We start from the raw sequence: 20,077 nt of genomic DNA on the forward strand, positions 1-20,077 counted from the left end.
GGCTCAGCGCGGATCCGGCTCCAGCAGTGCGATGCATTCGATGTGGTGCGTCATCGGGAAGGCGTCGAAGGCCTCCAGCTCGGTCATCCGGTAGCCGCGCTCCGCGAACAGGCCGACGTCCCGCGCCAGCGCCGCCGGATCGCACGCGACGTGCACGATCCGCGCCGGGCGGCGCGCGGTCACCGACTCCACCACGTCCCGGCCCGCGCCCTTGCGCGGCGGGTCCAGCACCACGACGTCCGGCGCCTGCAGGTCCTCGTCGGTGGCCACCGCCTCCACCGTGCCCGCCCGGAACGACACCTGCGGTAGGTCCCGCAGGTTCGCCACCGCGTCCTCCACCGCGCGCTTCGACGACTCGACCAGCACCACCGAGCCCGCCGGGCCGACCTGCTCGGCGAGCACGGCCGCGAACAGGCCGACCCCGCCGTAGAGGTCCCACGCCACGCCGCCCGCCGGCGCGGCCGCCAGCCGCCCGACGACCTCGGTGAAGACGTCCGGAGCGGCCTTGTGCACCTGCCAGAAGCCCTGCACCGCGACGTCGAAGGACCGCCCGCCGGCGGATTCGCGGGCCACCCCGCTGCCCTGCACCTGCCGGGCGACGGCCCGCCCGTGCCGCCGCTGCGGCTTGTGGTCCACGGCCGTGACGTGCACGTCACCGGTGGCATCGGCGGCCACCGTCAGCTCCGCGCCCGGACGCCATCGGCGGTTCGTGACCCCGTCCAGCGCGCCCTCGACGGTGATCGGGCAGTCCTCCACCGGGATCACCCGGTGGCTGCGGTGCGCGCGGAATCCCGCCCGGCCCTCGCGGTCCACCGCCAGCCGCGCGCGGCTGCGCCAGCGCAGCAGCCCGCCGGGCAGTTCCCGCACCCGGACCGGCCAGTCGATCCCGGCGATCCGCTGCAGCTGCTCGGCGATCACCGCGGCCTTCAGCTCCCGCTGCGCCTCGCCGGAGGCGTGCTGCCAGTCGCAGCCGCCGCACCGGTCGCGGCCGAGCGCCATGTCCGCCATCGGGCACGGCGGGCTGACCCGCCCCGGCGCCGCGGTCAGCACCTCGACCGCGTCCGCGCGGCAGAAGCCGCCGCCGGCGTCCTCCGTGACCTCCGCGACGACGACCTCGCCGGGCAGCGCGTGGCGGACGAACATCACCCGGCCCTCGTGCCGGGCCACGCAGTGGCCGCCGTGCGCGACCGGCCCGATCTCGACCTCCAGCCGCCTACCTGTCCAGTCCGGCCTTTCGGTCACTGTTCACCTTCCCGTTCGTACCCAGCCCGCGCCGGGCCGCGCCCGGCATCGAGGTGAGCTGCTTCTGGCGGACCCGCGCGGACGACTCCAGCTGCCACGGCACGCTGGTGACCATCACGCCCGGCTGGAACAGCAGGCGGCTCTTCAGCCGCAGCGCGCTCTGGTTGTGCAGCAGCTGCTCCCACCAGTGGCCGACGACGTATTCGGGGATGAACACGGTGACCACGTCGCGGGGGCTGTCCCGCCGGATCCGCTTGACGTATTCGAGCACCGGCCGGGTGATCTCCCGGTACGGCGACTCCAGCACCTTCAACGGCACCGGGAGATTCTCCGCCTCCCACCGCTTCGTCAGCTCGCGGGTGTCCTCGTCGTCCACGTTGACGGTGACGCCTTCGAGCACGTCCGGCCGGGTGGCGCGGGCGTAGGCGATCGCGCGCATGGTCGGCAGGTGCAGCTTGGAGACCAGGATCAGCGCGTGGTTGCGCGACGGCAGCACCGCGTCCGCCTCCTGCTGCTTGAGCTCGTCGGCGACGCGGTCGTAGTGCCGGCGGATCGCGGTCATCAGCACGTAGATCGCGGCCATCGCGGCGATCGCGATCCAGGCGCCGTGGGTGAACTTGGTGATCAGCACGATCACCAGCACGCTGGCCGTCATGAACAGGCCGAAGGAGTTGATCGCCTGCGCGCGCCGCATCCGGCGCCGGGCCTGCGGATCGGTTTCCTTGCGCAGCAACCTGTTCCAGTGCCGGATCATGCCGCTCTGGCTGAGCACGAACGACACGAACACGCCGACGATGTAGAGCTGGATCAGCCGGGTCACCTCGGCCTCGAAGGCGAACACCAGGATGATCGCACCGGCGGCCAGGAACAGGATGCCGTTGGAGAACGCCAGCCGGTCGCCGCGGGTGTGCAGCTGGCGCGGCAGGAAGCGGTCCTGCGCCAGGATCGAACCCAGCACCGGGAAGCCGTTGAACGCGGTGTTGGCGGCCAGCACCAGGATCAGGCCGGTGAAGAACACCAGGTACCAGACGCCGGGCGCGAAGCCCGTGAACACCGCGCCGGCGAGCTGAGCGACCAGCGTCTTCTGCTCGTAGCCCGGCGGGGCGCCGATCAGCTGGTGCGCCGGGTTCTCCGCGATCACCGCGCCGGTCAGCTGGGCCAGCACGATCAGGCCGAGGAACATCGCGATGGCGAAGCCGCCCATCATCGCCAGCGTGGTGGCCGCGTTGCGGGACTTCGGCTTGCGGAACGCGGGCACCCCGTTGCTGATCGCCTCGACACCGGTCAGCGCAGCGCTACCGGAGGAGAACGCCCGCAGCACCAGGAACACGAACGCCACGCCGGCCATCTGGGTCTCGTCGGGCAGGATCTGGAAGCTCGCGCTCTCGGCGCGCAGCTCGCGGCCGAGCACGAACACCTGGAAGAACCCCCAGGCGATCATGCCGAGCACGCCGATGAGGAAGGCGTAGACCGGGACCGCGAACAGCGACCCGGACTCCCGGACGCCGCGCAGGTTCATCGCGGTCAGCAGCGCGATCGCCCCGACCGCGAACAGCACCTTGTGCTCGGCCACGAACGGGATGACCGATCCGATGTTCGCCGCGGCCGAGGAGATCGACACCGCGACGGTGAGGATGTAGTCGACCAGCAGGGCACTGGCCACCACCAGGCCGAACCGGCGACCGTGGTTGACGGTGGCGACCTCGTAGTCGCCACCACCGGAGGGATAGGCGCGCACGTTCTGCCGGTAGGAGGCGACCACCGTGATCATCACGAGCGCGACGACGATCCCGATCCACGGGCTCACCGCGAACGCCGACACACCGGCCGCCGAGAGCACCAGCAGGATCTCTTCAGGCGCATACGCAACGCTGGACATCGCATCCGACGAGAAAATCGGCAGGGCGATGCGCTTGGGCAGCAGCGTGTGCGAAAGGCGGTCGCTGCGGAACGGCCGACCTACGATCAACCGTTTCGCCGCGGTTGCGAGCTTGGACACGGCACAGAGCGTAAGCGCAAAGGCGGGTCGACTGACGACCCTGGCTGCCGGAATTGCTCTCAGGTCACATCCTGCGCGCCGCCCTGCCCCCGGGGGCGTCTCACCCGGTACGGTGCACCAGCCTGGAACCGATGGGCGCGAACCGGACCGGATCAGCGCCCGTGCCGGTACGGTCGGCAGACGATCGCGAGGTCGTGGCCGACAACCCCACACCCCCCGCAGCGAGGAGACAAGGTCGTGCACGTGGTGATCATGGGCTGCGGCCGGGTCGGGGCCTCCCTGGCCACGGCCCTGCAACGGCTCGATCACACCGTGGCCGTGGTCGACAAGAACCCCCAGGCGTTCCACCGCCTGGGCAAGGACTTCCGCGGCCAGCAGGTCACCGGCAACGGCTTCGACCGGGACATCCTGGTCGAGGCGGGGATCGAACGGGCGACCGCGTTCGCCGCGGTGTCCAACGGGGACAACTCCAACATCGTCTCGGCCAGGGTCGCCCGCGAGACCTTCGGCATCGAGCACGTCGTTGCACGCATCTACGACCCCAAGCGCGCCGAGGTGTACCAGCGGCTGGGGATCCCGACGGTGGCCACCGTGCCGTGGACGACCGACCGGTTCCTGCGCATGCTGCTGCCCGAGGGCGTCGCCACCGCGTGGCGCGAGCCCTCCGGCACCGTCGCGGTCCTGCAGCTGCCGCTGGACGACGGCTGGGTCGGCCGCCGGGTCGCCGAGCTGGAATCCGCCACCGGCGCCCGGGTCGCGTTCATCATGCGGTTCGGCAACGGCGTGCTGCCGGACGCCAAGACCGTCATCCAGGCCGACGACACCGTCTACGTGGCGGCGCTGTCGGGCACCGTCACCGACGTCACGGCGGCGGCCCGCCGCACCCCCGAGGAGAGCGAGTAATGCGCATCGCGATCGCGGGCGCCGGCGCGGTCGGCCAGTCCATCGCGCGGGAGCTGCTCGAAGGCGACCACGAGGTCCTGCTGATCGAGCGGAGCATCCAGAACTACCACCCGAAGAACATCCCCGGCGCCGAGTGGATGCTCGCCGACGCCTGCGAGCTGGCGTCGCTGGAGGAAGCCGGGCTGGAGTCCTGCGACGTGGTCATCGCCGCCACCGGGGACGACAAGGTCAACCTGGTGGTGTCGCTGCTGTCGAAGACGGAGTTCGCGGTGCGCCGCGTGGTGGCCCGCGTCAACGACCCGCTCAACGAGTGGCTGTTCACCGAGGCCTGGGGCGTCGACGTCGCGGTGTCCACGCCGCGGATGCTGGCCGCGATGGTGGAGGAAGCGGTCAACGTCGGCGACCTGGTGCGGCTGATGACGCTGCGGCAGGGCCAGGCCAACCTGGTCGAGGTGACGCTGCCGGATTCCACGCCGCTGGCGGGCCGCCGGGTCCGCGACCTGAAGCTGCCGTCCGACGCGGCGCTGGTCACCATCCTGCGCGGCGGCCGGGTGATCGTGCCGCAGGCCGACGACCCGCTGGAAGCCGGCGACGAGATGCTGTTCGTGGCCATCGCGGACGTCGAGCAGCAGATCCGGGCGATCATCCACGACCGCCAACCCACCGACTGACGGGTTTCCAGACCGGCAGGGCCGCCGTTCTCGCACGAGAACGGCGGCCCTGCCGGTCGGCTCGAACCGGGCGGGTCAGCCCAGCGAGGGCTTGGAGTCGATGGCTCCCGGCTCCGGCAGGGCTTCGGCCTTCTCCTGCTCGGCGACCTTCGAAGCGCGGCGGATCGCCCACACCGTGACGATCAGCGCCAGGCCGGTCAGCGGATAGCCCATCGCGATCCGCGCGAACGCCAGCCAGCCGGTCTGATCGGAGTCGTACAGCCACTGCTGCACCACGTACTTCGCGGCGAACACCACGGTCCAGGCCAGCGTCGCCAGGTCGTAGCCGCGCAGCGCCCGGCGCTGCTTGCGCCAGGAGAAGCCCAGCCCGTTCAGCGCCGACCAGGCCACGCCCACCAGCGGCCAGCGGGCCAGCACCGACACCAGGAACACGCCGCCGTAGATCAGGCTCGTCCAGATGCCCAGCAGGAAGAAGCCCTTGGCATCGCCCGAGCGGTAGGCGATGAACGAGCACACCGCCACCCCGAGCACGCCGGAGATGGCGGGCTGCAGCGGCTCCTTGCGCACCAGCCGGAAGATCGCGATCGCGATCGCGACACCGATCGCCGACCAGATCGCCGGCATCAGCGAGGTGAAGGAGCTGACCAGCACGAAGACCACGATCGGGACCGCGGAGTAGGCCAGCCCGCCGACGCCGCCCATCTGTTCGAGCAGGGTCTTCTCGGGATCGCCGGCCCGCTGCGCGGTCGGGTCCTGCTGGTTGTCGGCCGCGTCCTGGGCTGGTGTCCCGGCGGCGGATGCGTCGCGTTCGCTCATGCGGTGTTCTGCAACTCGTAGTAGGGGTTGTAAAGCACCTTGCGGCCGTCGCGGACCGCGATCCGGCCCCGGGCCTTGATGATCCGCCCGGGTTCGATGCCGGCGATCCGGCGGCGCCCGAGCCAGACCAGGGTCACGTCCTCGGTGCCGTCGTACAACTCGGCCTCCAGCGTCGGTGCCGACGCCTTCGGGCACAGGCCCACGCTGCGCACCCGGCCGAGCACCACGGCCTCCTGCCCGCACTGGCAGTCGCTGGCTCGCTGGGCTCCGCCGGCTTGGGACCGCTCCGAGAGGTCATCGGCGTCCAACTCGGCGACGTCGCTGGTCAAGCGGCGTACGAGGCGACGCCAGTAGCCGCCGTCGGTCTTGCTCATCTAGCGCTCCCGTGCGCTTCCGGGGCTCGACTCGAAGCCCGTGCACCCCCAGCGTAGCCGCCGAGAACGGCGTAGTCGCGGGCCCGGCGGGATAACCGACTTGACCCGCCCGATCGGCTAAACCTTGATCAACACGGCCACGCTGGGTGTTCGACTTCGCGCTGGTTCTTTCCGGTGAAAAGCGAAAAATTCCCGCGCCCGAACCTGTCTCGGCTGCGGCGAAATCGCCTCGGGCGCCGTCCCGGTTCTCCGGCGGCGCCCGACGCCGACTCCCTAGCCCTGCTGGCCGTTGCTCTGAGCCTGCTGGATGTGGCGCAGGATCGCTTCCGGCAGCTGGATCGGCAGCGGCGTGCGCACCGGCAGCGGGTCGTCGCCGCGGACCACGACGGTCTCGTCGAGGACCGCGTACAGCAGCTTCGCGCACTCCTCGGCGTGCTCCGCCGGCCCGGCCGCGACGCCGCGCAGCAGCCAGCGCGGCCCGTCGACCCCGACGAACCGCAGCGCCGCGTTCGGCGAGTCCGCAACCAGTTCAGAGCCCCAGTCGCCCTCTTCGGCGTACACCCGGGCGCCGTCCTTGCGCAGCTGCTCGGCGAGCTCGGCGCTGACCTCGTCCCACAGCCCGCTGCTGCGCGGCGCCGCGAACGCGCTGACGGTCAGCCGGCCGACCGGCGTGACCAGGTGCACGGCGCGCACCGGCCCGGCCGGGTCGACCTCGACCTGCAGCTGGCCGCCCTCGGGCACCGGCACCCGCACCGAGCCGAGGTCGAGCCGCTCGACCTCGTCGTCGGGCGCCTCGTTCGAGTCGAACGGGCCGCCCTCCACGACTTCCGCTTCCTCGGCGTTCAGCGCCTCGTCCGCGGCCTCACGTTCGCCTCGTTTCCGGCCCCACCCGAACATCCCCTCAGACCTCCGTCCTGTGACCGGTCTCGGCACCCGAGACCGCCAGCACCTCGTGCCCGCCGGTGGACCCGTAGCCCCCGGCACCCCGCTGCGACGCCGGCAGCTCGTCGACCTCCTCGAACACCGCGTGCTCGACCTTCTGCACCACGAGCTGAGCGATCCGGTCGCCGCGCCGCAGCGACAGCGGTTGTGCACGATCATGATTGATCAGGCAGACCTTGACCTCACCGCGGTACCCGGAATCCACCGTGCCGGGCGCGTTGACCACGCTCAACCCCGCCTTGGCCGCCAGGCCCGAGCGCGGGTGCACGAAGCCCGCGTAGCCCTCCGGCAGGGCCAGCGCGATCCCCGTGCCCACCACGACGCGTTCGCCGGGTTCGAGCACCACGTCGCTGGTGGTCACCAGATCCGCGCCGGCGTCGCCTGGTTTCGCGTACGCGGGCAACGGCACATCGGGGTCAAGTCGGGTCAGCAGGACCTTCACGTTCGACACGGGCGGCGAGACTACCCTGAAGACGTGTCGGAAAGCGTAGAAGCGGCCAGCATCGCCGGGGACGTGCCCGGTCAGGCGAATTCGAAGGGGCATCCCGTGTTCCGCGAGCGGTTGTACACGTCCTGGTGGGCGTGGCCGCTACCGGTCATCGGAGCCGCGATCATGGCCGCCACGGTGCACATGGGCTACCCGGGCGTGCGCGCATGGCTGCCCTACGCCGTGCTCATCCCGCTGGCCATCGCGATCCCGCTCTGGCTGGGTCGCACCAAGATCGAGGTCGTCGACGGCGAGCTCTGGGTGGGCGACGCGCACCTGCCGCTGCGGTTCGTCGAGGACGCGGAGGTCATCACCCCCGCCGAGCAGCGCCGGGCGCTCGGCCCGGACCTGGACCCCGCGGCGTTCATGGTGCACCGGTCGTCGATCCGCACCTCGGTGCGGATCTGGCTGAACGACCCGGACGACCCCACGCCGTACTGGGTGATCAGCACGCGCCGTCCCGAACGGCTCATCGCCGCCCTGAAGAAGTCCTGACCAACCCGGCTCCCCCGCCGGTGAGCAGGTCCGACCGGCCGGCGGGGAGCCGTGAAGACAACTGGGCACACGCCGTCAGCGTGTGCCCAGCCACTTCCCGGTCTCGTCGACTCCTGGCCGCCTGGATCAGGCGGCGCAGTCGCGGCAGACGAACTGGCCGTTGCGAGTTTCGGCCAGCCGGCTGCGGTGGTGGACGAGGAAGCAGCTCGAGCAGGTGAACTCGTCAGCCTGCTTCGGGAGCACCTTGACGGTCATCTCCTCGCCGGACAGGTCTGCGCCCGGCAATTCGAAGTTCTCCGCGATCGCCCCTTCGTCCTCGTCGACGACGCCGGATTGCGCATCGTTGCGTCGCGCCTTCAGCTCCTCCAACGAGTCCTCTGCCAAGTCTTCGGACTCGCGGCGCGGAGCGTCGTAGTCGGTCGCCATCGTGATTCACCCCTGCGTTAGTGGAGACTGCAATGGTGTGCCGCTGGTAAACGTTCCAGGACCAGGATTTGTGCCCATTGGCGCAGTGATCGTGGTCTCGCCCTGCAACGCGTTCAGTTCCCCCGTAATGAGCGACTCGCCTCATCCGGCACTCCGTGAGGCGCCGAGAGGGTAGCTCATGCCGAGTCCGCGCACGCATCAGGTCACCCATAGGTGTGGTGTTCGCTGCATCCGCCGACCGCCGAAGATCAATCCCCGGATGCCGCCCGGTCGCCTTCTTCGGTTGCCCGGCACCTCGCCTCGCGAAGCGGTGCGCAGGAAGTTCGCCGTTCGGCATCGATTCAGCGGCCCGTCGCGGACGGCTCCGACGTGGTGGGGGCGTCCAGCGCCGCACGGCGCCGGTTGTGCGCCTAGGCTGATCTAGTGAAGACGGGCGCACGCTGGTCGAAGCATCCAGGGAGGGGCGGGACGTGTCAGCCGTGAGTGCAAGGTCGGGTCGACGAGCCCGGTACCGACGGCGTCGGCCGGTGCCCGCCCTGGTGGTGCTGGTCGCGCTCGTGCTGCTGTCGGGCCTGCTGTGGACCCGGGTCTTCGACTCGGTGAAGGACATCGAGGCGGCGACGACCTGCAATCCGCCCACCACGCCGACGGCCGCGCCGCAGGGCGGCGCCGCGCCGGAGCCGGTTCCGCTGGGGTCGATGCTGCCGCGCAACGCGCTCGACTCGACCAACCCGATCCCGCAGCAGGACGTGCAGGTCCGGGTGCTCAACGGCAACGGCGAGGCCCGGCAGGCGTCGCTGGTCAGCGACGAGCTCTCCAGCCTCGGCTTCGCCAAGGGCGGCGCGGACAACGACCCGGTCTACGTCAACTACGACCTGAAGTGCCACGGCCAGATCCGCTTCGGCGGCGCAGGGGTGAGCGCGGCGCGGACGCTGAGCCTGATCGCGCCGTGCGCCCAGCTGGTGCGCGACGAACGCCAGGACGCCTCCGTCGACCTCGCGCTGGGGGCGGACTTCAAGGACATCAAGACCACCTCGGAGGCCAAGCAGGTGCTCCAGGAGCTGGAGAACTGGGTGCCCCAGCGGGACCACCAGGACGGCGCCCACCAAGAGGTGACCCCGCCGCAGATCAGCAACGATCTCCTCAACAAGGCCCGCGAAGTGCACTGCTGACGACGCTCGAAGGGCGCCTGCGACCACACCGGCCGCAGGCGCCCTTCGCGTCTCAGGGCCGCTCTCAGACGCGGCCGGCGTCCGCGCGGAGCAGCGCCTCGGTCAGCTCACCGGCGATGCCCGGTGCGGCGCAGACGATCATCCCGTCGCCCAGCCCGTCCGCCGACCCCTGCTGGGGCAGCCGCAGCTGGGCACCGGCCTCGGCGGCGACCAGCGCGCCCGCCGCCCAGTCCCACCGGTTGAGCCCGACCTCGAACATGCCGTCCAGCCAGCCCGCGCCGACCGCGCACAGGTCCAGCGACGCCACCCCGGCCCGCCGGATGTCGCGCACCTGGCCCAGCAGCCGGCCGAGCACCTCGGCCTGCGCCGTGCGGCGCTCCACCGCGTAGGCGAATCCGGTGCCGATCAGCGACAGGTCGAGCCGGTCGGCGGACGAGACCCGGAGCCGGCGGCCGTCCAGGAACGCGCCGTGCCCGGCCGCGGCGCTCCACACCCGGCCGGACACCGGTTCCACCACCGCGCCCGCCACCGAAACCCCGTCGAGCTGCGCGGCCAGCGACACCGAGTACCAGGGGAAGCCGTACAGGTAGTTGACCGTGCCGTCGATCGGGTCCACGACCCAGCGCAGACCGTCCAGCGCGCCTTCGCCGCCTTCCTCCTCCCCCAGCACCGATTCGCCGGGGCGCAACTCCGCCAGCCGTTCCCGCACGAGCCGCTCCACCGCGCGATCACCTGCGGTGACGACGTCCGTCTCGGTACTCTTCGTGTCTACCGCACCATCGGTGACTGCTTCGTCACGCACCGTGCGCGCCAGTTCCGCGGCTTCGCGGGCGATCCGCACCGCTACCTGGCACAAGGCTTTCGCGTCTACTTCTGCTGCCAATCCCACGTACACATCGCAACACAACCCGGTTAAGGTCTGCACACCTTCATCTGAATCGAATAGGAAGGATTCAGCCATGGCGACTGCCCGCGGTTTCGGGGTGGACATCGGCGGGTCCGGCATCAAGGGATGTCCGGTCGACATCGACGGTGGTGTGCTGGCCGAGGAGCGGATGCGGATCCCCACCCCGCAGCCCTCGACCCCGTCCGCCGTGGCGGACGCCGTGGCGGAGATCGTCGAGAAGTTCGCCTGGACCGGCCCGGTCGGCATCACCCTGCCCTGCGTGATCAAGGACGGCACCGCGCTCACCGCGGCGAACGTCGACAAGGGCTGGATCGGTACCGACGCCCAGGAGCTGTTCGCCGAGCGGCTCGGCCGCACCCGGGACGACGTGCTGGTGCTCAACGACGCGGACGCGGCCGGCACCGCCGAGATGCGCTCCGGGGCCGGCACCGGGCACCGCGGCCTGGTGGTGGTGCTGACCTTCGGCACCGGCATCGGCAGCGCGATGTTCATCGACGGAAAGCTGGTGCCCAACACCGAGTTCGGGCACATCGAGGTGGACGGCCACGACGCGGAGACGCAGGCCGCGGCCTCGGTCAAGGACGACCTGGAGCTGACCTACGAGGAGTGGGCGCCGCGGGTCAGCAACTACATCCAGGGGCTGGAGAAGTTCCTCTGGCCCGACCTGATCATCGCCGGCGGCGGGGTCAGCAAGAAGGGGCACAAGTGGATTCCGCGGCTGGAGACACGCACGCCGGTCGTCGCCGCGGCGCTCCGCAACGACGCGGGCATCGTCGGTGCCGCGACGGCCGCCGCGACCAGGCACAACGCCTGATCTTCCGGCCTCCTAGCACATCGCGGGACGCGCGGACTCCGCCTTGCAGCGGAACCGCACCCCCGCATCGCGGCTACAATGGAACACGGCCCACTTGATTCGAAGTCCTCGTCGAGGAAACACCGAGGCAGGCACCGGGTGATTCCTCATCAGGCGCAGGGCTGGATCCAGTGGGTTTGTTCCCCGACCTTCGGCGGCCGAGGTTTCGCGCCCTCCGGCCTGCCCTGATCGACCGTCGCGAAAGGGCGTACGTGGCAGCCGCAGAAACAGCAACCCGACGCTCCGCTGCAACAACCGGCGGTGCCCAGTCCCAGTCGGGCCAGTCCCAGGCCACCCCAGGTTCGGAGGCGGCTGCTTCGTCTGACACCGAGCAGACGAACTCCACCGCCGCGCGCAAGAGCCCTGCCAAGAGCTCGACGGGGGCGAAGCCGACGGCCCGCAAGACCACCGCCGCGAAGTCGGCGGGGGCCAAGAAGGGCGCCAAGGCGCCGGCGAAGAAGTCGACGAAGTCGGCCTCCGCCAAGGGCAGCGGCGAGGGCATGGAGATCGACGAACCGATCGAGACCGACCTGACGTCCCCGGACGTCGGCGACCTCGCCGACGTCGAGGTGGAAATCCCGGAAGAGCCCGTTCCGGAGGAGGAGACCAAGGAGTCCGGCGACTTCGTCTGGGACGAAGAGGAATCCGAGGCGCTCCGGCAGGCTCGCAAGGACGCCGAGCTGACGGCTTCCGCCGACTCGGTCCGCGCCTACTTGAAGCAGATCGGCAAGGTCGCGCTGCTCAACGCCGAGGAAGAGGTCGAGCTGGCCAAGCGCATCGAGGCCGGGCTCTACGGCGCGGAGCGGTTGCGGCAGGTCGAGGAGGCCGGCGAGCAGCTGACCACCCAGATGCGCCGCGACCTGCGCTGGATCGTGCGCGACGGTGAGCGGGCGAAGAACCACCTGCTGGAGGCGAACCTCCGACTGGTCGTCAGCCTCGCCAAGCGCTACACCGGCCGCGGCATGGCGTTCCTGGACCTCATCCAGGAGGGCAACCTCGGCCTGATCCGCGCGGTGGAGAAGTTCGACTACACCAAGGGTTACAAGTTCTCCACCTACGCGACCTGGTGGATCCGGCAGGCCATCACCCGCGCCATGGCCGACCAGGCCCGCACCATCCGCATCCCGGTGCACATGGTCGAGGTCATCAACAAGCTCGGCCGCATCCAGCGCGAGCTGCTGCAGGACCTGGGCCGCGAGCCCACGCCCGAAGAGCTCGCCAAGGAAATGGACATCACCCCGGAGAAGGTGCTGGAGATCCAGCAGTACGCCCGGGAACCCATCTCCCTGGACCAGACGATCGGCGACGAGGGCGACAGCCAGCTCGGCGACTTCATCGAGGACTCCGAGGCGGTCGTCGCGGTCGACGCGGTGTCCTTCACGCTGCTGCAGGACCAGCTGCAGTCCGTGCTGGCGACGCTGTCCGAGCGCGAGGCCGGCGTGGTCCGGCTGCGGTTCGGGCTCACCGACGGCCAGCCGCGGACGCTGGACGAGATCGGCCAGGTCTACGGGGTGACCCGGGAGCGGATCCGGCAGATCGAGTCCAAGACGATGTCGAAGCTGCGCCACCCGTCCCGGTCCCAGGTGCTCCGCGACTACCTGGACTGACAACACGGCACCGAAGAGGGCCGCCGACCGATCCGGTCGGCGGCCCTCTTCGCGTCCGGGGCGGCGCTTTCGGGCCGGAAAACGCCGAAAATCGGTCCGCCTGGTGGGATTTCCTGTTCGCTTCCAGCGGAAATAGCGGACCTGCAACGGCGCCCGATCTGTGATCTGAACCACTGAATGTCCGTTTGTCGATCGACTCCGCTTTCCCGCCGCCCGGCCCGAGAGAGCTTATTTTCCCATGTCACAAGGCTTTTCACGGTGTTGATCACGCTCCGCGAGCGGCGCTGCTGCAACCGGGTGCTTCATCGTGACGACCGTCGCCACCCGGCGCGGGAACACTGACTCGGGCCCAAGCGTCTGGAAGAGTGGAGCCAACGAGCACCGCTCCCGCAGCCAGTGGGCCAACGGTGGTCGTAGCAGGATCGAGGGCGTCGGGTGATTCCGACGCCGGGACGGAGGGAGATCACGATGCCGGGAACGCTCACCCGCCCCGAGCTGACCGCCGCCGACCGCTGCGACCGCTGCGGGGCCGCTGCGAAGCTTCGCGCCGTACTGCCATCCGGTAGCGAGCTTCTGTTCTGCGGGCACCACGCCCGTGCGTACGAGGCGGGGCTGCGCGACGCGCAGGCCGACCTCCAGCAGGACGAGCAGTAAACACCCGTCAGACCGAGAAGGCCGTGCCCCCGCAGGAGCCCTGCGGGGGCACGGTCGTTTTCCGGCTAGGGGCGTCCGGTCATCCGCTGATCTCCGCCAAGGCGTCGAGCAGCCGCCGCACCTCCGCTTGGCTCGTGTAGTGCGAGAGGCTGGCGCGCACGCCGCCCTTCGGGCCGATGCCGAGGGCGTGCACTGCCTCCCAGGCGTAGGAATGGCCGTGCGAGACGTTCAGACCGCGCTCAGCCAGCTGCTCTGCCACATCCGAGGGTTCCCTACCCGGAAGCCCGAAGAACGCCGTAGGAGTGCACGAGCCCTGCGGAGCGCCGTAGCGCACTACGCCGTCCAGCGCCGCGAGACCGTCGAAGAGCTCCCTGGCCAGTTCGTCCTCGTGGGCCTGCACGGACCGGCGGGAGGTCGCCAGCCGCTCGGCACGGCTGCCGTCGGCGTCGCTGTCCAGGCCGGCCAGGTGTTCCACCGCGGCCACCACACCGGCCATCGCGGCGAACGGGTTGGTGCCGAGCTCGAACCGCTCCGGCGAGGTGTCCGGCGACGGCGCCAGCTTGTCCGGGTGCAGGTTCTCCAGCGACCACGGGTCGGCGGCCACCACCGCGGCCAGGTGCGGGCCGGCCCACTTGTAGGCGCTGGTCGCGTAGAGGTCCGCGCCCAGCTCGTCCAGCCGCACGTGGGCGTGCGGGCAGTGCTGCACCCCGTCGACGTAGGACACGGCGCCGACCTGCCGGGCTCGGTCCGTGATCGCCCGCAGATCGGGCATGACGCCCAGCACGTTGGAGGCCGCCGTGACGGCGACCAGCTTGGTGCGCTCGCCGATGAGTCCGGTGACGTTCTCGACGGGCAGTTCCCCCGTCGCCGGGTCGAGCTCCGCCATCCGCACGGCGGCGCCCGCCCGCTGCGCGTGCTGCACCCACGGCCGCACGTTGGCGTCGTGGTCCAGCTGGGTCACCACGATCTCGTCGCCGGGCCGCCAGCCCGCCGCGAACACGCCTGCGAACCGGTAGGTCAAGGCGGTCATGCTCGGGCCGAACGCCACGCACCCGGGCTCCGGGGCGCCGACCAGGTCGGCGACGGCCGCCCGCGCCTCGGCGACGATCCCGGCGGAGCGTCGGCTGGACTCGTACGGGCCGCCCACGTTGGACGTGCCCACCCGGTAGGCGTCGCTCACCGCGTCGATCACCGACTGCGGGACCTGGGTGCCCGCCGCGCCGTCCAACCACGCCCGACCGTCCGCCAGCGCCGGGTACTGGGCCCGGATCTTCTCCACGTCGAAAGCCATGTCCCGACCCTATGAGACCCGGATCGGCGACCAAACCGATCGCGCTGCGCCGTTCGGGGCCGATATCACCAGGAGCGCAGGGTGGCGATGCGTTCCTCCAGCTGTTCCACGGTGGCCATCGCGGTGGGCGGGCCGCCGCAGGACTTCTGCAGCTCGTTGTAGATCTTGCCGTGCGGCTTCCGGGTGCGGTGGTGGTGCAGCGACACGAGCGTGTTCAGCTCCTTGCGGAGCTTCTGCAGCCGCTCCTGCACGGTCTGCGGCCGCGCGCGCTGCTCCGCCTGCTCGGCGGCCTTCGCCGCCTTCGCGACCGCTTCGCGCTTGCCCACGTCCTCCAGCTGCTGCTCCTGGCGCTGCCGCAGCAGCGCCCGCACCTGGTCCGGTTCCAGCAAGCCGGGCAGGCCGAGGTAGTCCTGCTCCTCCTCGGAGGTGCTGAACGCCGCGGTGCCGAACGACGAGCCGTCGTAGATCACCTGGTCCAGCTCGGCGTCGGCACCCAGCGAGGTGAACGCCTTCTCGTCCTCGCCGGGCTCGTCGCGCTTGGTGTTGGCCGCGGCCAGCAGCTCGTCGTCCCAGCCGTCCTTCTCCCGGTGCGGCTTGCCGAGCACGTGGTCGCGCTGCGCCTCCAGCTGGCTGGCCAGCTCCAGCAGCACCGGGACGCTCGGCAGGAAGATGCTCGCCGTCTCGCCGGGCCGCCGGGACCGCACGAAGCGACCGATGGCCTGGGCGAAGAACAGCGGGGTCGAGGCGCTCGTGGCGTAGACGCCGACCGCCAGCCGCGGCACGTCGACGCCTTCGCTCACCATTCGGACCGCGACCATCCAGCGGTCCTCTGACTCGGCGAAGTCGGCGATGCGGCCGGATGCCTGCGGATCGTCGGAGAGCACCACCACCGGATCGTGCCCGGTGATCCGGTGCAGGGCCTTCGCGTAGGCCTTGGCCGTGACGTGGTCGGTGGCGATCACCAGACCGCCGGCGTCCGGGAGGCCGCCGTTGCGCAGCTGCGTCAGCCGGGTGTCGGCGGCCTGCAGCACAGCCGGGATCCATTCGCCCGACGGATCCAGCGCGGTGCGCCAGGCCCGCGCGGTCTGCTCGGCGGTCAGCGGCTCGCCGAGGCGGGCGCTGAACTCGTCGCCGGCGTTCGTCCGCCACCGGGCCTCGCCGGAGTACGCCAGGAACAGCACCGGCCGGACGACGCCGTCGTTGAGGGCGTCGGAGTAGCCGTAGGAGTGGTCCGCCCGGCTGCGCAGCGAGCCGTCGGCGTCGGGCTCGTAGCCGATGAACGGGATCGGCGAGTCGTCACTGCGGAACGGGGTTCCGGTCAGCGACAGGCGCCGCACGGCCGGGGTGAACGCCTCCCGGATCGCGTCGCCCCAGGACTTCGCGTCGCCCGCGTGGTGCACCTCGTCGAGGATCACCAGCGTCTTGCGGCGCTCGGTGCGCACCCGGTGCAGCGTCGGGTGCGCCGCGACCTGCGCGTAGGTGACCACGACGCCGCGGTAGTCGCTGGAGGTGATGCCGTCGCTGTTGCGGAAGTTGGAGTCCAGCGGGATGCCCGCGCCGCCGGCGGCCATGGCCCACTGGTGCTTGAGGTGCTCGGTGGGCGCAACCACGGTCACCGCCTCGACCGTGCGGTCGGCCAGCAGCTCCGCGGCGACCCGCAGGCCGAAGGTCGTCTTGCCCGCGCCCGGCGTCGCCACCGCCAGGAAGTCCTGGGGCTTGCTCGACAGGTACTTGGTGAGCGCCCGGCGCTGCCAGGCGCGCAGTGGCCGGGATGGAGCCTGCGAGGGGTCGCTGAGCACGGATCGAACGGAATGGTCGAGTTGCGCTTCGGACACGCCGGGTCGCCGCCCCTTCCTTCTTGCTCCCCTGCTGGATGGTGAGGGCGCGCCCTGCGCTGCCCCGCGACCGCCCGCACGCGCGTTCAGCGTCGATCGACTCGAAGCGGGCCGTCGTGCAGCCTACCTTTCGAGCCCGGCGGGCACCGGCATGCCCGGACGAGAGGTGCGCGACACTCCGTGTTCCCGGCGGTTTTGACGGGCCGACGCCCGCGGCGCCAGCCGATGCAGCATCCTTATGGGTGCCATGGGTCAGCCGAGTCCACCAGACCGCCAGGGGCGCAGTGCGACCGTCGCACCACGGGAAGCTCCGGTGCGGCGCGGGCCGCTGCGCCTGGTCATGCGCACGCTCGACAAGGCGTGGTGGGACAACATCTTCTCGGAATCGGCAGCCGCCGCGTTCTGGCAGACGTTGTCCATGCCGCCGCTGCTGCTCGGGCTGCTGGGCAGCCTGGGCTTCGTCGGCGACTGGTTCGGCCCCGAGGTCGTCGACGCCGTGCACGACAAGATCCTCGCGTTCTCCCGCTCGGTGTTCACGGCGAACGTGGTGGACCAGATCATCGGCCCGACCGTCGCCGACATCCTCACCAAGGGGCGCAGCGAGATAGTCTCGGTCGGCTTCCTGATCTCGTTGTGGGCGGGTTCGTCGGCGCTGGCGTCGCTGGTCGACTCGATCACGCTCGCCTACGACCAATACCTGGTGCGCAACAGCGTCTGGCAGCGGATCTTCGCGCTGCTGCTGTACCTGGTGTGCCTGATCCTCGCGGTGGTCGGGCTGCCGGTGGTCGCGCTGGGCCCGGACTGGCTGCCGACGCTCTTCCCGCAGGACTTCCAGGACGACATCGCCTGGCTGATCCAGGCGTTCTACTACCCGGCGACCGGGATCGGCCTGGCGGTCGCGCTGGCGACGCTGTACAAGGTGGCACTGCCCAGGAAGCTGCCGTGGCATCGCGGCCTGCCCGGGGCGCTGCTGGCGATGGCGATCTTCTTGTGCGCCAGCATCGGCCTGCGGCTCTACATCACGTGGGTGACCGGCACCGGCTACACCTACGGCGCGCTGGCCACCCCGATCGCGTTCCTGCTGTTCGCGTTCTTCATCGGGATGGCGATCATCATGGGCGCGCAGTTCAACAACGCGATCCAGGAGATGTGGCCGGCGAAGATGACCCGCCGGGAGCGCCGGAGGTGGCGGCGCCTGGAGATGAAGCGGCTCGCGCAGCGGATGCACACCGAAGAGGGCTACCGCGCGTGGCGCAACGGCCAGGCCGAGGAGGGCCAGCAGCCGAGCCCGCCCGCGGAGCGGCCGCGCAACGGCGCGCCGCTACCGAAGAAACCGACCGACAAGCAGGCCGAACCGCACGGCGGCTGAGGGCCGCCGCGCGGGTCCGGAAGGTCAGTCCTTGCCGCCTGGGGGGAGGGACGCGAAGATCTCCTTGCAGTCCGGGCAGACGGGCGAGCCCGGCTTCGGCGACTTGGTGACCGGGAAGACCTCGCCGCACAGCGCGACCACGAACGTGCCCATGACCGCGCTCTCCGCGATCTTGTCCTTCTGCACGTAGTGGAACATCTCCGGACGGTCGTCACTGGTCTGATCAGTGGTCTCGGTCCGGGTATCGGTCTCCGGCATCGTCATCGTGCTCATGCCCCCAATGATGCCGCACGGCATCGACGCATGTCCGCATCCGGCCGGGTGTTCCCCGTCAGGCGCCCTCGATGACCTGGTGGCTGCGGGATTCGATCGAGTGCCGTGAACGGCGGAACCGGTTCACGTGCTCGCTCTTCTTGGCCGGGCGGTCGTTGGCGATGAGCACCGCCATCCACGGCAGCGGGATGGAAATCGCCAGGATGATCAGTGACAACCACCACAATTGCCATAGCTGGAACACCACTGCGGCGATCACCAGACACGGAATCCGGCTGGCCATCATGATCGCGTACCTGCGGCGCCGCTGCGCCTGCTGATCGTCGTAGGACGGCTGTGCCTCGGTGATCAGCACCGGGGTGTCGTCACGATGTGAGCTGTTCACGACGCTACCTCCGCCTCCCATGCTGCCACCCGATCGCGTCCTCGGATACCCCGGGTTCGCTTGTCCCACAACCCCGGGAACCGGGCCGACCGGCCAGACTCAGAGGTTGACCGGCAGGACGCACCGCCGAAACCTCGCCGGGTTAGATTCGATCGGGATCAACGGTGCGGGAGGGCGAATGCTGTACTCGGTGAGCAAGCGGGTCGTGGGCGCGGTGGCGCGGACGATCTACCGGCCGACCGTGATCGATGCCGACAAGGTGCCGACGACCGGCCCGGTGATCCTCGCCCCGAACCACCTCGCCGTGCTCGACAGCTTCATCGTGCCGCTGGTGCTGCCGCGGCCGGTGTCGTTCCTGGCCAAGGCCGAGTACTTCAACGGGACCGGCACGAAGGGCGCGCTGGTCAAGTGGCTGTTCAGCTCGCTCGGCGCGATCCCGGTGGAGCGCGGGCGCGGGCGCGCCGCGAAGGAGGCCCTGGACACCGCCGAGCAGGTGCTGCTCGACGGCGGCGCGTTCGGCATCCACCCGGAAGGCACCCGCTCGCCCGACGGGCGGCTGTACCGGGGGCGGACCGGCGTGGCCCGGCTGGCGCTGGCCGCCGGCGCGCCGGTGGTGCCGGTCGGGTTGACCGGCACGGACAAGCTCCAGCCGCGCGGCAAGAAGATCCCCCGGCCGCACCCGGTCACGGTCCGCTTCGGCGACCCGCTGGACTTCTCCCGCTACGCCGGGATGGAGTCGTCGCTGCCGGTGCTGCGCTCGATCACCGACGAGATCATGTACGCGATCGCCGAGCTTTCCGAGCAGGAGTACGTCGACCGCTACCAGAGCCCCGGCGCCGCCGCGGCGGCCTGAGCTCACTCGGTCGTGGTGGGCGCCGATCCGGAGGTCGTCGGCGAACTGGTCCTCGCCTCCGCCGGTGCCGAGCTGGTCGGCGGGTGACTGGTCGTCGGCACCGCGGTGGTGGTGACCGGCGCGGTGGACGGTTCGTCGGGCGTGGAGCTCGCGGGCGGATCAGGAATGCCGTGGCACTGCTCGTAGGTCAGCCCGGCGCACGGGTCTGAGGGCGTCGCGTCGCGCGTCGCCGTCAGCTGGTCGTCGATCCACGGATCTGCGGAGCGCGCGGTCCCGTTCCCGTCGACCGAGCCGCACACCTTGTTCGTGATGGCGTTCGGGTTGCCCGGGTCGTCGAAGCGCGGCGCGGCGTCCGGCTCGCAGGTCAGAGCAACCGGCTCCGGAGCGCGAGCGGCCACGGGTGCGACCGGCCGAGCCGACATCTTGGCCGGCAACGGCATCGACGACGGTGCGACGCGGGGCGGCAGCAAACGCGGCGGCGGAGTACCGCATGCCCCTATCGCGAGCATCAGTCCCGACAATG

General features: G+C 70.7%; 22 protein-coding genes. 9 read left to right on the forward strand and 13 right to left on the reverse strand.

Features of this window, described 5'->3' with window-relative positions; translation table 11 throughout:
* Window positions 1-3: 3 nt before the first annotated feature.
* Both ACWEV3_RS06055 and ACWEV3_RS06060 read right to left on the reverse strand, forming a co-directional pair.
* Window positions 4-1,242 (reverse strand): class I SAM-dependent RNA methyltransferase, encoded by a 1,239-nt coding sequence (locus ACWEV3_RS06055; RefSeq protein ID WP_452612816.1) that lies wholly within the window; start codon window positions 1,240-1,242, stop codon window positions 4-6.
* On the reverse strand, window positions 1,214-3,241 hold the full coding sequence (locus ACWEV3_RS06060) for an APC family permease (protein WP_452612817.1): 2,028 nt from the start codon (window positions 3,239-3,241) through the stop codon (window positions 1,214-1,216). Before ACWEV3_RS06060 ends, ACWEV3_RS06055 begins: the two co-directional genes overlap by 29 nt.
* A gap of 237 nt (window positions 3,242-3,478) precedes the next feature.
* Here ACWEV3_RS06060 and ACWEV3_RS06065 point away from each other — a divergent pair, with 237 nt between their 5' ends.
* Entirely contained in the window at window positions 3,479-4,144 is a 666-nt protein-coding gene (locus ACWEV3_RS06065; protein WP_452612818.1) for a potassium channel family protein, read from the forward strand.
* Window positions 4,144-4,815: a potassium channel family protein gene (locus ACWEV3_RS06070; protein ID WP_132482984.1), complete on the forward strand. Its 672-nt coding sequence runs from the start codon at window positions 4,144-4,146 to the stop codon at window positions 4,813-4,815. Before ACWEV3_RS06065 ends, ACWEV3_RS06070 begins: the two co-directional genes overlap by 1 nt.
* A gap of 75 nt (window positions 4,816-4,890) precedes the next feature.
* Here ACWEV3_RS06070 and ACWEV3_RS06075 read toward each other — a convergent pair whose 3' ends face one another.
* From ACWEV3_RS06075 to dut, 4 genes are all read right to left on the reverse strand, one after another.
* Window positions 4,891-5,631: a DUF3159 domain-containing protein gene (locus ACWEV3_RS06075; protein ID WP_452612819.1), complete on the reverse strand. Its 741-nt coding sequence runs from the start codon at window positions 5,629-5,631 to the stop codon at window positions 4,891-4,893.
* Window positions 5,628-6,005 (reverse strand): OB-fold nucleic acid binding domain-containing protein, encoded by a 378-nt coding sequence (locus ACWEV3_RS06080; protein WP_093265007.1) that lies wholly within the window; start codon window positions 6,003-6,005, stop codon window positions 5,628-5,630. The genes ACWEV3_RS06075 and ACWEV3_RS06080 overlap by 4 nt, the downstream gene beginning before the upstream one ends.
* A gap of 273 nt (window positions 6,006-6,278) precedes the next feature.
* On the reverse strand, window positions 6,279-6,902 hold the full coding sequence (locus tag ACWEV3_RS06085) for a DUF3710 domain-containing protein (protein ID WP_452612820.1): 624 nt from the start codon (window positions 6,900-6,902) through the stop codon (window positions 6,279-6,281).
* 4 nt (window positions 6,903-6,906) lie between these two features.
* Complete coding sequence (dut, locus tag ACWEV3_RS06090; protein ID WP_452612821.1) at window positions 6,907-7,398, reverse strand: dUTP diphosphatase; 492 nt, start codon at window positions 7,396-7,398, stop codon at window positions 6,907-6,909.
* A 24-nt stretch (window positions 7,399-7,422) separates the two neighbouring features.
* Here dut and ACWEV3_RS06095 point away from each other — a divergent pair, with 24 nt between their 5' ends.
* On the forward strand, window positions 7,423-7,929 hold the full coding sequence (locus tag ACWEV3_RS06095) for a DUF3093 domain-containing protein (RefSeq protein ID WP_452612822.1): 507 nt from the start codon (window positions 7,423-7,425) through the stop codon (window positions 7,927-7,929).
* A gap of 126 nt (window positions 7,930-8,055) precedes the next feature.
* Here ACWEV3_RS06095 and ACWEV3_RS06100 read toward each other — a convergent pair whose 3' ends face one another.
* Entirely contained in the window at window positions 8,056-8,355 is a 300-nt protein-coding gene (locus tag ACWEV3_RS06100; RefSeq protein WP_093265014.1) for a DUF4193 domain-containing protein, read from the reverse strand.
* A 479-nt stretch (window positions 8,356-8,834) separates the two neighbouring features.
* Between ACWEV3_RS06100 and cei the strand changes: the two genes are divergently transcribed.
* The gene (gene cei / locus ACWEV3_RS06105) at window positions 8,835-9,527 is read left to right on the forward strand and encodes an envelope integrity protein Cei (RefSeq protein ID WP_452612823.1); all 693 of its coding nucleotides are present in this window, start codon (window positions 8,835-8,837) and stop codon (window positions 9,525-9,527) included.
* A gap of 64 nt (window positions 9,528-9,591) precedes the next feature.
* On the opposite strand, the gene ACWEV3_RS06110 is transcribed toward cei, so the two are convergent.
* Window positions 9,592-10,422, reverse strand: a complete 831-nt coding sequence (locus tag ACWEV3_RS06110; RefSeq protein WP_452612824.1) for an inositol monophosphatase family protein — start codon at window positions 10,420-10,422, stop codon at window positions 9,592-9,594.
* A gap of 64 nt (window positions 10,423-10,486) precedes the next feature.
* On the opposite strand from ACWEV3_RS06110, the gene ppgK reads away from it, so the two are divergent.
* The 3 genes from ppgK (at window position 10,487) to ACWEV3_RS06125 (ending at window position 13,548) form a co-directional block, all read left to right on the forward strand.
* A complete protein-coding gene (ppgK, locus tag ACWEV3_RS06115) occupies window positions 10,487-11,248 on the forward strand; it encodes a polyphosphate--glucose phosphotransferase (RefSeq protein WP_452612825.1) in 762 nt (253 codons plus the stop codon).
* Between the two features lie 224 nt (window positions 11,249-11,472).
* Window positions 11,473-12,894: an RNA polymerase sigma factor gene (locus tag ACWEV3_RS06120; RefSeq protein WP_452612978.1), complete on the forward strand. Its 1,422-nt coding sequence runs from the start codon at window positions 11,473-11,475 to the stop codon at window positions 12,892-12,894.
* A gap of 468 nt (window positions 12,895-13,362) precedes the next feature.
* Window positions 13,363-13,548, forward strand: a complete 186-nt coding sequence (locus ACWEV3_RS06125; RefSeq protein WP_093265227.1) for a DUF7455 domain-containing protein — start codon at window positions 13,363-13,365, stop codon at window positions 13,546-13,548.
* Window positions 13,549-13,627: 79 nt separating this feature from the next.
* Here ACWEV3_RS06125 and ACWEV3_RS06130 read toward each other — a convergent pair whose 3' ends face one another.
* Window positions 13,628-14,839: a cysteine desulfurase-like protein gene (locus ACWEV3_RS06130; protein WP_452612826.1), complete on the reverse strand. Its 1,212-nt coding sequence runs from the start codon at window positions 14,837-14,839 to the stop codon at window positions 13,628-13,630.
* Window positions 14,840-14,904: 65 nt separating this feature from the next.
* Window positions 14,905-16,674: a DEAD/DEAH box helicase gene (locus tag ACWEV3_RS06135; protein ID WP_452612827.1), complete on the reverse strand. Its 1,770-nt coding sequence runs from the start codon at window positions 16,672-16,674 to the stop codon at window positions 14,905-14,907.
* A 247-nt stretch (window positions 16,675-16,921) separates the two neighbouring features.
* Here ACWEV3_RS06135 and ACWEV3_RS06140 point away from each other — a divergent pair, with 247 nt between their 5' ends.
* Window positions 16,922-18,043 (forward strand): YihY/virulence factor BrkB family protein, encoded by a 1,122-nt coding sequence (locus ACWEV3_RS06140; RefSeq protein ID WP_452612828.1) that lies wholly within the window; start codon window positions 16,922-16,924, stop codon window positions 18,041-18,043.
* A gap of 24 nt (window positions 18,044-18,067) precedes the next feature.
* Here the strand turns inward: ACWEV3_RS06140 and ACWEV3_RS06145 are convergent, their stop codons facing one another.
* Together ACWEV3_RS06145 and ACWEV3_RS06150 are read right to left on the reverse strand one after the other, a co-directional pair.
* On the reverse strand, window positions 18,068-18,316 hold the full coding sequence (locus ACWEV3_RS06145) for a DUF3039 domain-containing protein (protein ID WP_132482960.1): 249 nt from the start codon (window positions 18,314-18,316) through the stop codon (window positions 18,068-18,070).
* A gap of 58 nt (window positions 18,317-18,374) precedes the next feature.
* Window positions 18,375-18,722 (reverse strand): DUF3099 domain-containing protein, encoded by a 348-nt coding sequence (locus ACWEV3_RS06150; protein WP_452612829.1) that lies wholly within the window; start codon window positions 18,720-18,722, stop codon window positions 18,375-18,377.
* 157 nt (window positions 18,723-18,879) lie between these two features.
* Here ACWEV3_RS06150 and ACWEV3_RS06155 point away from each other — a divergent pair, with 157 nt between their 5' ends.
* Window positions 18,880-19,554: a lysophospholipid acyltransferase family protein gene (locus ACWEV3_RS06155; protein WP_452612830.1), complete on the forward strand. Its 675-nt coding sequence runs from the start codon at window positions 18,880-18,882 to the stop codon at window positions 19,552-19,554.
* A gap of 2 nt (window positions 19,555-19,556) precedes the next feature.
* On the opposite strand, the gene ACWEV3_RS06160 is transcribed toward ACWEV3_RS06155, so the two are convergent.
* The gene (locus ACWEV3_RS06160) at window positions 19,557-19,952 is read right to left on the reverse strand and encodes a hypothetical protein (protein WP_452612831.1); all 396 of its coding nucleotides are present in this window, start codon (window positions 19,950-19,952) and stop codon (window positions 19,557-19,559) included.
* Window positions 19,953-20,077 lie beyond the last annotated feature (125 nt).

The sequence above is a fragment of the Saccharopolyspora sp. NPDC003752 genome, from assembly GCF_053605825.1.

Bases quoted from the DNA above. Each gene is read 5' to 3' on its own strand.
- ACWEV3_RS06070 (WP_132482984.1), top strand. From the start codon at position 4,144: ATGCGCATCGCGATCGCGGGCGCCGGCGCGGTCGGCCAGTCCATCGCG.
- ACWEV3_RS06075 (WP_452612819.1), bottom strand. From the start codon at position 5,631: ATGAGCGAACGCGACGCATCCGCCGCCGGGACACCAGCCCAGGACGCG.
- ACWEV3_RS06080 (WP_093265007.1), bottom strand. From the start codon at position 6,005: ATGAGCAAGACCGACGGCGGCTACTGGCGTCGCCTCGTACGCCGCTTG.
- ACWEV3_RS06085 (WP_452612820.1), bottom strand. From the start codon at position 6,902: ATGTTCGGGTGGGGCCGGAAACGAGGCGAACGTGAGGCCGCGGACGAG.
- ACWEV3_RS06100 (WP_093265014.1), bottom strand. From the start codon at position 8,355: ATGGCGACCGACTACGACGCTCCGCGCCGCGAGTCCGAAGACTTGGCA.
- ppgK (WP_452612825.1), top strand. From the start codon at position 10,487: ATGGCGACTGCCCGCGGTTTCGGGGTGGACATCGGCGGGTCCGGCATC.
- ACWEV3_RS06125 (WP_093265227.1), top strand. From the start codon at position 13,363: ATGCCGGGAACGCTCACCCGCCCCGAGCTGACCGCCGCCGACCGCTGC.
- ACWEV3_RS06130 (WP_452612826.1), bottom strand. From the start codon at position 14,839: ATGGCTTTCGACGTGGAGAAGATCCGGGCCCAGTACCCGGCGCTGGCG.
- ACWEV3_RS06140 (WP_452612828.1), top strand. From the start codon at position 16,922: ATGGGTCAGCCGAGTCCACCAGACCGCCAGGGGCGCAGTGCGACCGTC.
- ACWEV3_RS06145 (WP_132482960.1), bottom strand. From the start codon at position 18,316: ATGAGCACGATGACGATGCCGGAGACCGATACCCGGACCGAGACCACT.
- ACWEV3_RS06150 (WP_452612829.1), bottom strand. From the start codon at position 18,722: ATGGGAGGCGGAGGTAGCGTCGTGAACAGCTCACATCGTGACGACACC.
- ACWEV3_RS06155 (WP_452612830.1), top strand. From the start codon at position 18,880: ATGCTGTACTCGGTGAGCAAGCGGGTCGTGGGCGCGGTGGCGCGGACG.